Source organism: Couchioplanes caeruleus, assembly GCF_003751945.1.
Taxonomy (GTDB): Bacteria; Actinomycetota; Actinomycetes; order Mycobacteriales; family Micromonosporaceae; genus Actinoplanes; species Actinoplanes caeruleus.
Map to the genome: position 1 here is coordinate 7,320,379 of NZ_RJKL01000001.1, position 13,310 is coordinate 7,333,688.

At 66.9% G+C, this 13,310-nt stretch carries 11 protein-coding genes and 1 pseudogene; 7 read left to right on the forward strand and 5 right to left on the reverse strand.

Annotated elements, in window-relative coordinates:
- Positions 1-309: 309 nt before the first annotated feature.
- Both EDD30_RS33015 and EDD30_RS33020 read left to right on the forward strand, forming a co-directional pair.
- A complete protein-coding gene (locus EDD30_RS33015) occupies positions 310-681 on the forward strand; it encodes a YciI family protein (RefSeq protein ID WP_071808363.1) in 372 nt (123 codons plus the stop codon).
- 26 nt (positions 682-707) lie between these two features.
- Positions 708-1,928, forward strand: coding sequence for an RNA polymerase sigma factor (locus tag EDD30_RS33020; RefSeq protein WP_071808364.1), 1,221 nt, complete (start codon positions 708-710; stop codon positions 1,926-1,928).
- A 202-nt stretch (positions 1,929-2,130) separates the two neighbouring features.
- Here the strand turns inward: EDD30_RS33020 and EDD30_RS33025 are convergent, their stop codons facing one another.
- A complete protein-coding gene (locus tag EDD30_RS33025; RefSeq protein ID WP_071808365.1) occupies positions 2,131-2,604 on the reverse strand; it encodes an LIC_13387 family protein in 474 nt (157 codons plus the stop codon).
- A gap of 65 nt (positions 2,605-2,669) precedes the next feature.
- Here EDD30_RS33025 and EDD30_RS33030 point away from each other — a divergent pair, with 65 nt between their 5' ends.
- Positions 2,670-3,254: a TetR/AcrR family transcriptional regulator gene (locus EDD30_RS33030; protein WP_071808366.1), complete on the forward strand. Its 585-nt coding sequence runs from the start codon at positions 2,670-2,672 to the stop codon at positions 3,252-3,254.
- Positions 3,255-3,377: 123 nt separating this feature from the next.
- A complete protein-coding gene (locus EDD30_RS33040) occupies positions 3,378-4,877 on the forward strand; it encodes a hypothetical protein (RefSeq protein ID WP_148088175.1) in 1,500 nt (499 codons plus the stop codon).
- A gap of 543 nt (positions 4,878-5,420) precedes the next feature.
- Here EDD30_RS33040 and EDD30_RS39510 read toward each other — a convergent pair.
- The 3 genes from EDD30_RS39510 to EDD30_RS33050 all read right to left on the reverse strand — a co-directional run bounded on the left by EDD30_RS39510 (position 5,421) and on the right by EDD30_RS33050 (position 8,496).
- Complete coding sequence (locus tag EDD30_RS39510) at positions 5,421-6,992, reverse strand: serine-rich family protein (protein ID WP_170208298.1); 1,572 nt, start codon at positions 6,990-6,992, stop codon at positions 5,421-5,423.
- A gap of 923 nt (positions 6,993-7,915) precedes the next feature.
- Positions 7,916-8,257 (reverse strand): SDR family oxidoreductase, encoded by a 342-nt coding sequence (locus EDD30_RS33045; protein WP_071808370.1) that lies wholly within the window; start codon positions 8,255-8,257, stop codon positions 7,916-7,918.
- Positions 8,257-8,496 (reverse strand): hypothetical protein, encoded by a 240-nt coding sequence (locus tag EDD30_RS33050; protein WP_071808371.1) that lies wholly within the window; start codon positions 8,494-8,496, stop codon positions 8,257-8,259. The genes EDD30_RS33045 and EDD30_RS33050 overlap by 1 nt, the downstream gene beginning before the upstream one ends.
- A gap of 377 nt (positions 8,497-8,873) precedes the next feature.
- Between EDD30_RS33050 and EDD30_RS33055 the strand changes: the two genes are divergently transcribed.
- The 3 genes and pseudogenes from EDD30_RS33055 to EDD30_RS33065 form a co-directional block, all read left to right on the forward strand.
- Positions 8,874-9,470 (forward strand): carbonic anhydrase, encoded by a 597-nt coding sequence (locus tag EDD30_RS33055; RefSeq protein ID WP_071808372.1) that lies wholly within the window; start codon positions 8,874-8,876, stop codon positions 9,468-9,470.
- Positions 9,471-9,481: 11 nt separating this feature from the next.
- On the forward strand, positions 9,482-11,140 hold the full coding sequence (locus tag EDD30_RS33060; RefSeq protein ID WP_084557155.1) for a SulP family inorganic anion transporter: 1,659 nt from the start codon (positions 9,482-9,484) through the stop codon (positions 11,138-11,140).
- Positions 11,141-11,170: 30 nt separating this feature from the next.
- Positions 11,171-11,436, forward strand: a pseudogene (locus EDD30_RS33065) (transposase); the annotation flags it as partial.
- A 44-nt stretch (positions 11,437-11,480) separates the two neighbouring features.
- Here EDD30_RS33065 and EDD30_RS33070 read toward each other — a convergent pair.
- The gene (locus tag EDD30_RS33070; protein WP_071808373.1) at positions 11,481-12,752 is read right to left on the reverse strand and encodes an EAL and HDOD domain-containing protein; all 1,272 of its coding nucleotides are present in this window, start codon (positions 12,750-12,752) and stop codon (positions 11,481-11,483) included.
- Between the last annotated feature and the right edge of the window lie 558 nt (positions 12,753-13,310).

A 13,310-nucleotide genomic window follows, 5' to 3' on the forward strand; every position in this document is an offset into this window, starting at 1 on the left:
CGCGAGCCCGCCGCCCGGAGATCACGACGCCGAGTACGCCGGCGAGGCCGCTGATGCCGCCCCAGATGCTGAGCGCCTTGATTCGCTCGGTGCTGTCCTGGAACAGCAGGGCGATGCCTTCCACCGCCGGGGATCCGGCTCGGTGGCGCGGGGCAGGGTCTCCTGTGGTGTCGATACAGTGGCTGGGTCCACGGTGAACTCCTCAGCTACGAAGGCCCTGCGGGCCGTGTCTCGTATCCGTGTCGAAGCCGGGGCAGCGGTTCTCGACATCACCTCGCAGAAACTTCTTGGAACTTGCCCGGAGGGTTCGTGAAGTACTTGATCCTGATCTACAACAACGAGCAGACCAGGCAGATCTGGGAGGGCTTGTCCGGTGCTGAGCGGGCGGAGGGCATGCAGGCCCACATGTCGCTCGTCGAAGATCTGTCCGAATCCGGGGAGTTCATCGTCATGGAGGCGCTCGCCGACCCGGCGAAGTCCAAGACGGTCAGCGTGCGTGACGGCCGCCCGGTGAGCAGCGACGGCCCGTTCGCCGAGGTGAAGGAATACCTCGTCGGCTTCTACCTGGTCGAGTGCGAGAACATCGACCGGGCGGTCGAGCACGCCGCACGAATCCCGGAAGCCGCCATGGGCCTGGTCGAGGTGCGGCCGGTGCTGGCGCGCGGCGCGACGGAGATGTGACAGCGACCGGACGGGCATCTCACGGTATGGAGAACGTGCTCCGCGAGTGCGCACCGGTCGTACTCGCCACGCTGATCCGACGACACGGCAACTTCGGCATGTGCGAGGATGCCGTGCAGGAGGCGTTGCTGGCCGCCGCGATGCAGTGGCCGGTGGAGGGCATCCCGGCCAACCCCGAGGGGTGGCTGACGACTGTCGCGTCGCGCCGCTGGATCGAGCTGTGGCGCAACGACGTCGCCCGCAGACGGCGGGAGGAGACCGCCGCCGCTCTCGCCCCTGTGGACACCGGGACGGGCGGCGAGGTCGACGACACCCTGACGCTGTTTCTCCTCTGCTGCCACCCGTCGCTGTCGCGGGCCTCGCAGATCGCGCTCACCCTTCGCGCCGTCGGCGGGCTCACCACCGCCGAGGTGGCCCGGGCGCTGCTGGTGCCCGAACCCACGGTGGCGCAGCGGATCAGCCGGGCCAAACAGCGGATCAAGGCCGACGGCGTGACCTTCTCCATGCCGGCGCCCTCGGAACGGGCTGCCCGGGTCGCCACCGTTCTGCAGGTCCTCTACCTGATCTTCAACGAGGGATACACGGCCAGCTCCGGACCGGCACTGAGCCGCGCCGACCTCACCACCGAGGCGATCCGGCTGACCCGCCAGATGCACCATCTGCTGCCCGGTGACGGGGAGGTGGCCGGACTGCTGGCGCTGATGCTGCTCACCGACGCCCGCCGACCGGCGCGTACCGCGCCCGACGGCAGCACGGTGCCGCTCGCGGAACAGGATCGCCACCGGTGGGACCGGGCCCTCATCGAGGAGGGCGTCCGGCTGATCACCCGCACCCTGGAACACGCGCCGCTGGGTCCCTACCAGGTGCAGGCGGCGATCGCCGCCATACACGACGAGGCGGCCGACGCCGCCGACACCGACTGGGCGCAGATCCTCGGCCTCTACAACATCCTCCAGCGGCTCGCGCCCGGCCCGATGGTCACCCTCAACCGGGTCGTCGCGGTCGCCATGACGTACGGGCCGGATCGGGGACTCGGCGAGCTGGCCCGCGCCGAGCAGGTCCCGGCTCTCGTCGGGCACTACCGCACCCACGCCGTACGTGGGTACCTGCTCGAGGAGACCGGCGACCGGGAGGCGGCCCGCGCCCAGTACGAGATCGCCGCGCGGCAGACGCTCAGCATCCCGGAGCAGCGATACCTGCGGGAGCGGGCCGCCCGCCTGGCCCGCGGGGCTGCCACGGTGCGGTGAACTCGGCGCGGAGAGCAATCTCGCGATATCGGCGATGTCGAAACTCGCCCGGTGGCTTCGATACCCCCACGACACGTTGTCAGGAATGCCGGCGTGCCGGTATCGACGGGAGGGCGTCGGATGACCGCCGTCATTCTGGTCCTCGTCTGCCGCAGCCCGCTGCTGCCCGTGCTTGTGCTGATGGGCGGGGCAGGTTGACCGGCTACCGTTCTGCCGTTGTCGGACTGGCACCGCGAGAGCTCGAGGTGTGCGCACGACGCGACGCATCCAGCGCTACCGCGAACGCTACGGATGAGATGGTCATGAGGACGATCGGGGGAGCAGGTAGCAGCAGCAGCGCCGTGATCAGCAGCGCGAGGGACAGCGCGAGCATGAGGGCGAGTTGCGCCTGCTCTGCGGCCCGGCCGCGGCGCGTCATGAGCAGTATCGATGCACCCACGGCCACCAGCAGAATGGACATGGCGACGCTGAAGCCCTGCATGAGGTCGGCGACGCTGTGACTCGGGGTCATGGGGAAGCGCGCCTGCTGCATCTGGCGCTCGACAGCGAGCACGTCACCTGTGGACGTCAGGAGGCTCGCCAGGGTGACGTGACCGACTCCGGTCAGCACGAAGGCCCACCCACCGACGCGCGCTGCCGTCCTCTCGCGACGACGCAACCTGTCTTGAACGATCATCAAATCGCCCTCCGCCTAAGAACTCTACCTCTGTAGAGTCGACTCTACCTCTGTAGAGTGACGGCATGTCAACTGAGCGACTGTCAGCGATCGCGGACGCCGGACTGCGGTTGATCGCGCGGGAAGGACTCCGCGGCCTGACGCACCGAGCGGTCGACGCCGAGGTCGGACTGCCGGCCGGATCGACCAGCTACTACTTCCGCAAGCGCGATGACCTCGTGACCGCGTGCGTGCGACGCCTGGTCGAGATCGACCTGCTCGAGATTGCGGCTACCGGCATCGCCGATCGTGCGATGACCGCCGACCAACTCGCGGACATGGGCGCCGACCTGATGTGGCACTGGATCACCGTTGACGCGCACCGCCACCTGGCCCGCTACGAACTGCTCCTGCACTCGCGCCGGCGCCCGGAGCTGGCGGCGGAACTGCTCGACGCGGGAGACAGGCTGAGGGTGGCCATGGCTGCCATGCTCGAGACCCAGAACTGCGCCCAGCCCGCATCGACCGCCGCCTGGTTCGTGAGCTGCATCGACGGTGTGGTGCTGGACCAGCTGACCGGACCAGGCCAACGCCGGATGTCCCGATCCGACCTGCGCGCCTTCGCGATAACCCTCGTCCGCGCAGCGCTCGCCGACCCCGACGGCAGATGAAGGCGCAGGCCTGGCCGCCCCGGCAGTGGTGCCTCGCCGACGCGCTCGCCAACCTCAACCCGGAGCTGCTGGTCGAGCCGATCCTTGGCGTTGTCGTTCGCTGGAAGCTACCCCATGAGGAACATGTCAGCGAAGGACGTCCATGGGCCGACGGTACGGTCCGGCGGGCCGTCATCAGATGCTGACGGTGCACGACCCGTGACGATCGCAAACCTCAAGATTGAGGAACCTTATCCACCCGAAGCTGACATAGCGGACCAGACTTGCTTCGCGGGTGTAGCGGTGGACCGCGTTGCTGATTATCGTGCGGCGGTCAATGCCACCCGACACGGGGGACACATGAACTCTCGCTTCAACCTCTTGGTTCGCGCCGCGGCTGCGTCGACGCTGGCCGCCGGTGCATTCGCCGCGTTCGGCGCCCCGGCCCGTGCGGCTGACAACGTCGCGGATCTGCAGCTGACGATCACCGGCACGAAGGTCGCGGCAACGAGTTCGGGCAAGTTCGTCAAGGCGACGATCAAGAACCACGGGCCGAACACCGCCGTCGGTACGGCCATCTACTTCGCCAACGACGATCTGGACAGCAGCAAAGTCCAGCTCGAGGTGCCGGACGCCGAGTCCTGCGAGAACGAGGGCAAGAGCTTCGTGTGCATCATCGGCGACATCGCCTCCGGCGAGTCGCTCGATCTGCCGATCAAGCTGACCCGCAAGGGCGGCACCGGCGCGGCCGGCAAGCTGTTCGCCGCGGTGGCGCACGAGGGCATTGACAACAAGGAAGGCAACAACGTCACCGCTCGTGGCGTCGATGTCGAGGTCGGTGTCAGCGGGCCGGACCTGTACGCCGTCGCCGCGGATGTGGCATCGGACAACAACGGCGGCAAGAAGCTGGTGGCGCCCGGTAGCGTCGCCGAACTGACGTTCGAGGTCGGCAATCAGGGCGATGTGGCCGTCGAGGGTTTCCACTTCGACATCCATCTGCCGGAGTACGTCAGTTTCGCCGAGGAACTCGACGGCTGTGCCTACGACGCTGCGAAGACCGTGGCCACGTGCAGGTACGACGAGCTTCCGCTGGTGCCGGTGGACCAGGACGTGGCCGACGACGACCAGATCTTCTCGGCCATCGCCGGTGCAACCGACATCAAGGTCGCGGCTGACGCGCCGTCGCCGAAGGACCTCACCGGCACGGTGAAGGTGAAGGCGATCATCGGCGACGCTGGCGCCGCGGCCGGACCCGTCGCACCCGAGGCCGTGACGGAGCTACCCGAGGGCATCGTCGGCGAGAAGGCCGCAGAGGCTCCGATCGAGCAGGCTCGCCCCGTCAAGACCGGTACCGCGCTGCCGGAGGTCGACAAGAGCGACAACGCTGACCAGTTCGTGGTCTTCGTCGGTAAGACCAGCGGCGGCGGTGGTGACAACGGGGCGGGCGGCAGTGCCGGCGGCAACGTGACAGGCGGAACCGGCGGTGCCGACAACACCGGCGAGCTTGCCGTCACCGGCATGCAGACCGCTCTGCTGGGCGGCGCGGGCATCGCCGTGGTCGCCGTGGGCGGGCTTCTGCTGCTCAGCGCACGCCGTCGCCGGATCGTCCTGGTGACGCCCGGAGACGAGACGTCGGCTCGCTGACGACCACCGTCGCGAAACACCACGCCGTGGGCGGGGGCCCCACCCCCGCTCACGGCGTTTTCGCGTACTGAGCCGGTCCACACGCGGGTGGCTGGGGACCGCACGCTGCGCACGCCCATGCTTTGACGTGCACCAGGGGAGAGGTGCCGAACGCCTAACATCGTGCGTGACGTGCGGAAACGTTCACCCCAACGTGCTGGGGGTCAAGGGGCCGCAGGTTCAAGTCCTGTCAGCCCGACAGTGTGTTCCGCAGTTCAGAAGGCTGGTACGGAGCTTGGGCCAGCCTTCTTCGTGTTCCTGGGGACCGGTGGCGCACCTTGACCGCTGGTCAAGGGTGCGGCGTCGCTGACGCCGCGGCGCTCGCGGGACTAGCTGTAGTGCTCGACGTGAGAGTGCCCTGCACTATGCGCGTTGGGCATCCGCATCCGCCATCGAGCATGCGTACCGACCGACAGAGAGCCGCCACGCTGAGGTGCTGGATGTCGCCGGACAGCGTGAAGCCGCCCCGGCCGAGGGTGGCCGGGGCGGCTTCGGGTCTCGAGGTTAGACGGCGGGGCTCGCGCCGCGCATCATGCCGTAGCCGGTGTTCACGGCCTGTGCGGAGCCGTCGCGTACGTATAGGAAGCTGGTGTTTGCCTGAAACACGATCCGGGAGCCGCGGATGGCGGGGCTGGTGCCGGCCATCATCCCGTAGCCGGTGTCCTGGGCCGCCCCGGTGCTGCTACGGGTCCAGAGCATGCCGGTGTTGGCCTGGAACGCCACCGTGAAGCCGGTGCCCGAGGCGCTGATCGCCGGGCTGGTGCCGGCCATCATGCCGTAGCGGGTGTCGGTTGCCCTGCCACTGCTGTCGATCACCCAGAGGAAGCCGGTATTGGCTTGGAACGCGATGGCGTAGCCGCCGTTGGACAGCTTGGTGATGGACGGGCTGGTGCCGGGCATCATGCCGTAGCCGGTGTTCACGATCGCGCCGTTGGAGTCGCGGGTGTAGAAGAAGGTGGTGTTGGCCTGCATGGCGATGCGCCAGCTGCTGGTGTTGCCGGCGATCGATGGGCTGGTGCCGCGCATCATGCCCAGTCGGGTGTCGAAGGTCGCGCCGGTGGCGGTGTTACGGGTCCACAGGAACCCGGTGTTGGCCTGGAAGGCGACCTGACCGCCGGAGATCGCCGGGCTGGTGCCGGCCATCATCCCGTAGCCGGTGTTGGTCATGACGCCACTGGCGCTGCGGGTGTAGAGGAAACTCGTGTTCGCTTGGAACGCGACCTGACCGTCGGAGGTCGCGGGGCTGGTGCCTGTCATCATTCCGTACTGGGTGTTGACGCTGCGGCCGGCCGAGTCACGGTGGTACAGGAAGCTGGTGTTGGCCTGGAATGCCACCGGCGCCGGGCTGGAATACGTCACGGACGTACTGGCGGGATAGCTGGCCCGCGGCACGGCCAGGTAGTCGGGGTCGCTTGGCGCGCCAGGCGACGGGAACCAATCGGTCCTGTCGTCGTCGTTGTCGGCGTACCAGATGTCCTGGCAGCGCACCTCCCCGTTGCGTCGCAAGCAGCCACGTACCGCCCGGTGCGCGCCGTCGATGCGGGGCGTGGACATCCAGCCATAAGCGCTACCTGCGAACGTCTCGCAGTAGTCCCATGTGCCGCCGATTCTGGCCACGTCGTCGTTGCTCGGCCAATTGTGGTCGGATCTGGGACCGCGCACCTCGAAGTTGGAGCGGTCGATGGACAGCACGTCGCCTGGCTTCAGCTCGGCATTGACGTACGCCGAGGCGTTGGCTGAGTCGCTCATCAGGGTCACTGGCGTGCCGTGCAGGATCGCGTAGTTGATCGGGCGGTCGGGCCCGAACCCGGACTTCTGCGTGTGGCAGTAGCTCGCTGCGTGCGCGGGATTCGGCAGCGCCACCTCGAGCATCGAGACAACGGATATCGCGGCAACGACGGCCGCTGCCGCCTTTCGCCGACCGTAGCGGCCGAAAATCATGTCTTCCCTCTCCGATAGGGTACGAACGGTCGGGCGTCGAACAGCATACGAGGACGTAAAACGCTTTCCGATATGCCGGACGTTACCGCGACACTGCAATGAATGGTGCGAGGCCTTTTGGCCGGGCGAGACCATAACACCTGTGTCGCCGCTGCCCAACACTCAGCGATTGCCGGAAAAGGCCATGGCTGAGTCTCCTCTCAGAAGGCTGCGAAGCCTAAGGATCACATCTGTCACATCCAGCATCACCTGTCACTGTGATGGCGCTTTCAACACGTCAGTGCAGCTCGGGCATGCTCTCCTCGTCCGTTAGGTCGAACCTTGCAACTCAACGGCCATAGGGCCATGTTTCTGTGGTTCATGGCGATGGTTCCTTGTTGCTTGACGATTTATGACGACAGCGGTGCAGGCGTTCCTTGCTGTCCAGGTGCACCCGCAATCGTCACTCTTCCCGCCGGGCCAATGGAAGCGTTACATCCACAACGGCTTTGCCGGCTTCGCCTGTGCTCTGATCCCTGACGACGAATGATCAACGGACCAATCCCAACGAGCAAGCCTGTGCGGGCGTTTCCTGGCCACGCCCTTGTCGAGCACGGTCTTGGAAACCGCCAGATAATCAGCCTGTCGGTCGGGCTGGCGAGAGCCGAGCTGGGGACCATATGGGACCACACGCTAAGCACGACAGCGCGCGAGGCCTGAACACTTGATATTTGAGTGAGCTTCAAATACAGCGCTTGACGTACAGAAACGCCAACATCACCGGGCTGGGGGTCATGGGTTCCAGGTGCCTTTGGAGCCGCCGATCGTGACGGTGACGGCGGCTCTGCCGACGAGGGTTGCGGTGTTGCCGTCCACGTTGATGGCGACGTTCTTCTCCTGGATGTCGTGGTAGGTGAAGTCGCCGGAGAGCGGCCACGATGGTGAGTGCGGCGATGGAGATGCCGGCTCGGCGGCTGCGTCCTGGTGTGGGCATCGTGGGCGTCGGCGCGGTCGAGTTCGGTGGTGGCGGGCCGTCGGCGCTGGTGGGGCTCATTGGCTGAGCCCGAGCCGGCCGGCGTTCATGGCGTCGATGACGCCGCCGTCGATGAGCAGGTCGCTGCCGGTGACGAAGCCGGCTTCCAGGAGTAGGCGGCGGCGGTGGCGACCTCGTCGGTGGTGCCGACCCGACCGGATGCCGAGTTCTTGATCATTGCTTGGTAGCCGGCGGCGCCGGGACCGGACATCTCCTCCTTGGCCAAGGGGGTGAGGATGATCCCGGGGCTGATCGAGTTGACCCGGGCGCCGCGTTCGCCCCAGGCGACGGCGGCGGCCTGCACGCGCAGGTGGTTGGCCCGCTTGGGCAGCGCGTACGCGGCACCGGAGTCGGTGACGGCGTCGGGGCCGAGGAATGGCAGTGCCATCAGAGCAGCGCGGTGCCGAGCGACCCACCGACCTGCTGCATGGCGTTGACCGCCGCCCCGGCGGCACCCGCGTCGGCCGGCTCGACACCGGCGGTCGCGGTGCCCATCGCCAGGCCGGTGACGCAGCCGAGCCCGAAGGACATCAGCAGGCGGACACCGAATCCCGCCTCGGCTTCCGCAGCCTTACGGACCTGCAGGAACCGGTCGAACGCGAGCATGCGGATCGGCAGGGACCGCACTCCTGTGATGTGCTCGAGATTGGCCGGAACCTTTTCGTAAATTTTGGGAAACGGAGTCGTCGCTGCCAGGTTAAATGTCCTCTGATGAAATCAGTGGTTGGCCTCAGGCATGCCGAAAGCATGGCCATCTCTTGGGAAACCCCTGGTCAGCAGGGGTCTGCGCGACGTATGGCAAACCCGGACGTGATGCAAGACATCTGAGGAAAAGATAAGAAACAGTAAAGGAATCACCTTTCGGTGATCTGAAGCACGATTCCTACCGTCCGGTAACTTCATCTGCCTAGTTTTGCGTCGATGCGTCCAGGACGTATTGCCTACACATCTGTCGGTGCCAATTCCGAGCGGCGTTTCCCGCCGCATCGAGTACGGAGGACAAGATGAGGAACCTGAACGACAGCGCACGCAGCTTTCGGCAGCGCGCCGAACAGCAGGGCTGGGACCTCCAGACCCTCGTCGCGGGTCAGCGTCCGGAGGTGCTGTTCATTTCGTGCTCGGACTCCCGGGTGATGCCGGCGCACATCACCCAGGCGACCCCGGGCGACCTTTTCGAGCTGCGCACCGCTGGCAACATCGTCCCGGTCTACGACGGCAGACAGCGGTCCGGCGAGGCAGCGACCATCGAGTACGCGGTGAGCGTGCTGGAGGTGTCGCAGATCGTCGTCTGCGGCCATTCCCACTGCGGTGCGGTGGCGGCCCTCGTGGACGGCGACGACCTCGTCCACCTTCCCTCGTTGCACCGCTGGCTGGCGCAACACCGGGACGTCGTCGCCTCGGTCGGGTCGTCGCTGACCGGCGAGCCGGGCCTCGTGGTCGTCGGGCAGCACCACGCCGTCACCCAGATGGAACGGCTCCGGCGCTATCCCGAGGTTCGCGACCGGGTCCGGGACGGCAGCCTCACGCTGACCGCCTGGTTCTACGACCTCGCCACCGGCCGGGTTCAGGCCTGGGCTGGCGACCGGTTCCAGACCCTGTAGGCGGGATAGGCATGACTCAGGACAACCCGCAGTTCCGGCAGGCCGTCGTGGACCGTACACCGGGCATTGGCCTCGGCGTGGGTCGGGGCGGCGACCCCAGTCACTCCGACCATCGCGGGTACGCCGCCCCGGATCGTTCGACCGCCCGCTTCCCGGGACGGCACCGGCCGCGCGACCGCCGTACCCCCGTGACCGTGGGGACGGTCGTGCAGGACTTCCTCGCCTCGATCGTCGTGTTTCTCGTCGCCCTGCCGCTTTGCATCGGAGTCGCCGTGGCCTCGGGTGTGAGTCCCGAGGTGGGCGTCATCACCGGCATCGTCGGCGGGATCGTCGCCGGGATGCTGCCCGGTAGCAGCCTTCAGGTGTCCGGACCCGCAGCGGGACTGACGGTGCTGGTGTTCGGCGCCGTGCAGGAATACGGGGTGGGGGCGCTCGGCGCCATCGTGCTCGGCGCCGGGATCGTCCAGATAGTCATGGGGATCTGCCGCATCGGCCGGTGGTTCCAGGCGATCACCCTCTCCGTAGTGCAGGGCATGCTCGCGGGCATCGGACTGCTCATCCTGGTAGGCCAGCTGTATCCGCTCGCCGACCGTAAGGCGCCGGGCCAAGCGCTGGCCAACCTCGCCGGCATCCCGGAACTGGTCAGCACCGTCGCCGGCGACCGGCGCTATGCCACCGCGGCAGTGCTCGGCATCGCCGGACTACTGATCATCGTCTGCTGGAAGTACACGCCGAAGTTCCTCCGGAAGGTGCCGGGGCCGCTCGCCGCGGTCGTCGTGGTCGCCTCGCTCGTTGCCGTGTTCGACCTGCCGGTCAACAAGCTCACCGTCGGCTCGCTGCTGGACGCTGTCTCGCTGCCGACCGCGGGAATATTCACCGACCTGGCCGACCCCGGCCTGGTCGGTATGATCTTCGCCTTCGCGCTGATCGCCTCGGCGGAGAGTCTGTTCAGCGCCTCAGCGGTGGACCGGATGCACACCGGCCCGCGTACGAACTACAACGTGGAGCTGGTCGCCCAGGGCGCCGGCAACGCGGCCTCCGGTCTGCTCGGCGCGCTACCGATGACCGCGGTCATCGTGCGCAGCGCCGCCAACGTCCACGCCGGCGCCCGGACCAAGCTCTCCCGGATTCTGCACGGGGTCTGGATGCTTCTCTTCGTCCTGGCCGCGCCCGGGCTTCTTTCGCTGATCCCGATCACAGTGTTGGCCGCCATCCTGGTGCACAGCGGGTGGAAGCTGCTGAACCCGATGCAGTTCCGCGCGATGCGGCGGCAGAACGTCGGCGAGGCAGTGATCGCGTATCTCACCACGGCCGCGATCATCGCCACTGACCTGCTCGAAGGTGTCGTCATCGGCATGGTCGCCACCATGGTCAAGCTGGCATGGAGTATGTCGCACATGTCGATGAGTGTGGACCGGCAGGAGGAGTGGACGGTGCTCCGCCTCACCGGCAGCGCCACGTTCCTTCGACTGCCGAACCTGCTGGAGAAGCTGGAGTCACTCAGCGGCAGCCACGTGCACGTCGACCTGAGTCGGGTGTTTCACCTCGACATCGCCGCCCGCAGCGCCATCGAGACGTGGGCCGGCCGATGCCGTACCGAGGGCACCGCGGTACGCGTCACCCTCCCGCACGGGGCGGACCCGGACTTCGCGCCGCTCGACGCGCACTGAGTGGGCGCGGCGATATTCGGGCCGATGTTGCTGGTCGACCGGGCCGGTGGTGACGGGCTGAAGCTGACCGGTGAGGGCGGGCTGTTGCCGAGGCTGACCAAGCGGGTCCTGGAGTTGCGCTCGAGGATGAGATCACCGATCACGTCGGCTACGACAAGCACGATCCCGGGGGCCAGGGCAGCGGCAACTCCCGCAACGGGCACCGCGCCAAGACGGTGCTGACCGATGTCGGCTCAGTCGAGGTGCGGGTGCCCCGCGATGTCACCGGCACGTTCGAGCCGCAGATCGTTCGCAAGCCGGCAGACGGCAGCGCTCTGTGCCGAAGCGACCGAGTCGTGCGCTACGGCGTGGTTGCACTATCCGGTTCTGCCGCCGCTGTGCCCAGAGCGCCGTCCAGAGTTCGCCTGGACCAGCCGACGGCGGAGAGGTAGGTGCCGACCATGGTTTCGATGCCGACCATGTCAAGGGCGGCAGCCGGCTCGCCCTGCTCGTAGGCGCGCACCACGGAAAGAACTTGCCCCAGATCGCCGATGCCGTCGGTCAGAGCTTCGGCGACCGGACCGGCCAACGGCAGCTGCGAGATGAGATCCTCCGCCGGCTCGGCCAGCAGGTCGGCAATTCCGGACAACAGCCCGACGGTGAAAGCGGCGCCGCCGTCAAATCCTGCCTCGTCTGCGACGAGCTGACACAGCCGTGCCCTGATCAAGGTCTCCATCAGATGTTCCTCGGTGGCTTCGGTGAGATCGCTGAACAGCATCAGCGTCACCCATTGCCGCACGGTCGCCATCCCGAGCAGCACGGCCGCGTCACGCACGGACGACACCCGGGCGCTCAGCCCGGACGCGGCCGCGTTCGTCGCCTGCAACAGCCGGAAGGTGATCGCAGGATCACGGCTGATCAGGTTCATGATCTCGTCGATATCCGGCTCGGTGGCGCTCAGAGCGGCGATCAACTGCAGGCGGCCGAGCCGTGCCGGCGACAGTGAGGCCTTCGACAATATGTGCGGGCGTCCGAGGACATGGCCCTGGAAGTATTCGAAACCCAGATGCATCGCGCGCTGCAATTGCTCCTCTGTCTCGAGCCGCTCAGCGATCAACTGCAGATGGGGAAACTTACGGCAGTGCCGCACCGTCTCGGCCGTCTCGTCCGCCTCGGTGTCCAACATGTCGATCTTGACGTAGGTGACCAGATCGAGCAGTCGCTCACTGCCGGTGCCCCGCACGAAGTCGTCCAGTGCGAGGGTAAAACCTCGTTCGACCAGCGACTGGACACCGGCGACGACCGTGTCGTCCACGGAAACGGTTTCGATGATCTCGAGGACGGCCTGGTTGGCGTCGAAGGGTACGGGCAGGTCGCCGACGAGAAACTCCCGGGTCACATTGACAAAACAGGCTTTGGAGCCTGCCAGCTCGGCCAGGCCGAACTCGGTGAACGCGGCGACGATCACCCGGCTCGTCGCCTGCGCGGACCTTTGTGAGGCGTTCTCGGCGTCCGAGGTGTCGCGAAACAGCAACTCGTAGGCGATCACGTCACCGCTGCGATCGTAGATCGGTTGACGGCCCACATGGACGAACCGGACCTCGTCACCGTCTGCGGCAGCCGAGCTAGTCATACACTGACGGTAAGTCCAAGACCTCCATTCCGGCCCAGCTATCGGAATCTCCAGGCTTCTGTGGGACGTTGATGCAGGACACCCACCACGGGTCGGCACCCGCCGCACCGGATTCGCGAGAACGATCTTGGAGTGAGGTCACCCGCGAATCCTTGGGCGGGCTTGCTCAGCCACCTGGTGTGACGCGACGGCCACGACCGCCCAAAGCCTCATGTACGCGTCTATCCGACGCTCGGCGAGCTTCAGCCCAACCCTGTCGGAGGTAGTTGTTCGCGAGCCATAGACCGATCACCGCCAGGATTGCGGTCGCCGCCGCTTGCGTCCAGTTCGCGTTGGCTTCTCCGAGCAGTCAACGTAACGGTCCGCACTGGTCGCCGTCGAGGTCCATCGAGGAGAGTTCACCCGGTCGCAGCCCGGCCACGACCACGGTGTTGTTGGTCGGCCGGGTCAGCGTGTCTTCGGTGTAGCTGGCCTAGGAGTTGTCCCGCCGTGGGCGGTGCGGCGGTGGGCGATGGCCGGGCGCGAATCGATCTGGTTTGCAGGCCGTGGGGCGGCAGG

What these genes read in the sequence shown, in the direction of transcription:
- EDD30_RS33020 (WP_071808364.1), top strand. Translation starts at nt 708, where the DNA reads ATGGAGAACGTGCTCCGCGAGTGCGCACCGGTCGTACTCGCCACGCTG.
- EDD30_RS33025 (WP_071808365.1), bottom strand. Translation starts at nt 2,604, where the DNA reads ATGATCGTTCAAGACAGGTTGCGTCGTCGCGAGAGGACGGCAGCGCGC.
- EDD30_RS33030 (WP_071808366.1), top strand. Translation starts at nt 2,670, where the DNA reads ATGTCAACTGAGCGACTGTCAGCGATCGCGGACGCCGGACTGCGGTTG.
- EDD30_RS33040 (WP_148088175.1), top strand. Translation starts at nt 3,378, where the DNA reads ATGTCAGCGAAGGACGTCCATGGGCCGACGGTACGGTCCGGCGGGCCG.
- EDD30_RS39510 (WP_170208298.1), bottom strand. Translation starts at nt 6,992, where the DNA reads ATGGTCTCGCCCGGCCAAAAGGCCTCGCACCATTCATTGCAGTGTCGC.
- EDD30_RS33045 (WP_071808370.1), bottom strand. Translation starts at nt 8,257, where the DNA reads ATGGCACTGCCATTCCTCGGCCCCGACGCCGTCACCGACTCCGGTGCC.
- EDD30_RS33055 (WP_071808372.1), top strand. Translation starts at nt 8,874, where the DNA reads ATGAGGAACCTGAACGACAGCGCACGCAGCTTTCGGCAGCGCGCCGAA.
- EDD30_RS33060 (WP_084557155.1), top strand. Translation starts at nt 9,482, where the DNA reads ATGACTCAGGACAACCCGCAGTTCCGGCAGGCCGTCGTGGACCGTACA.
- EDD30_RS33070 (WP_071808373.1), bottom strand. Translation starts at nt 12,752, where the DNA reads ATGACTAGCTCGGCTGCCGCAGACGGTGACGAGGTCCGGTTCGTCCAT.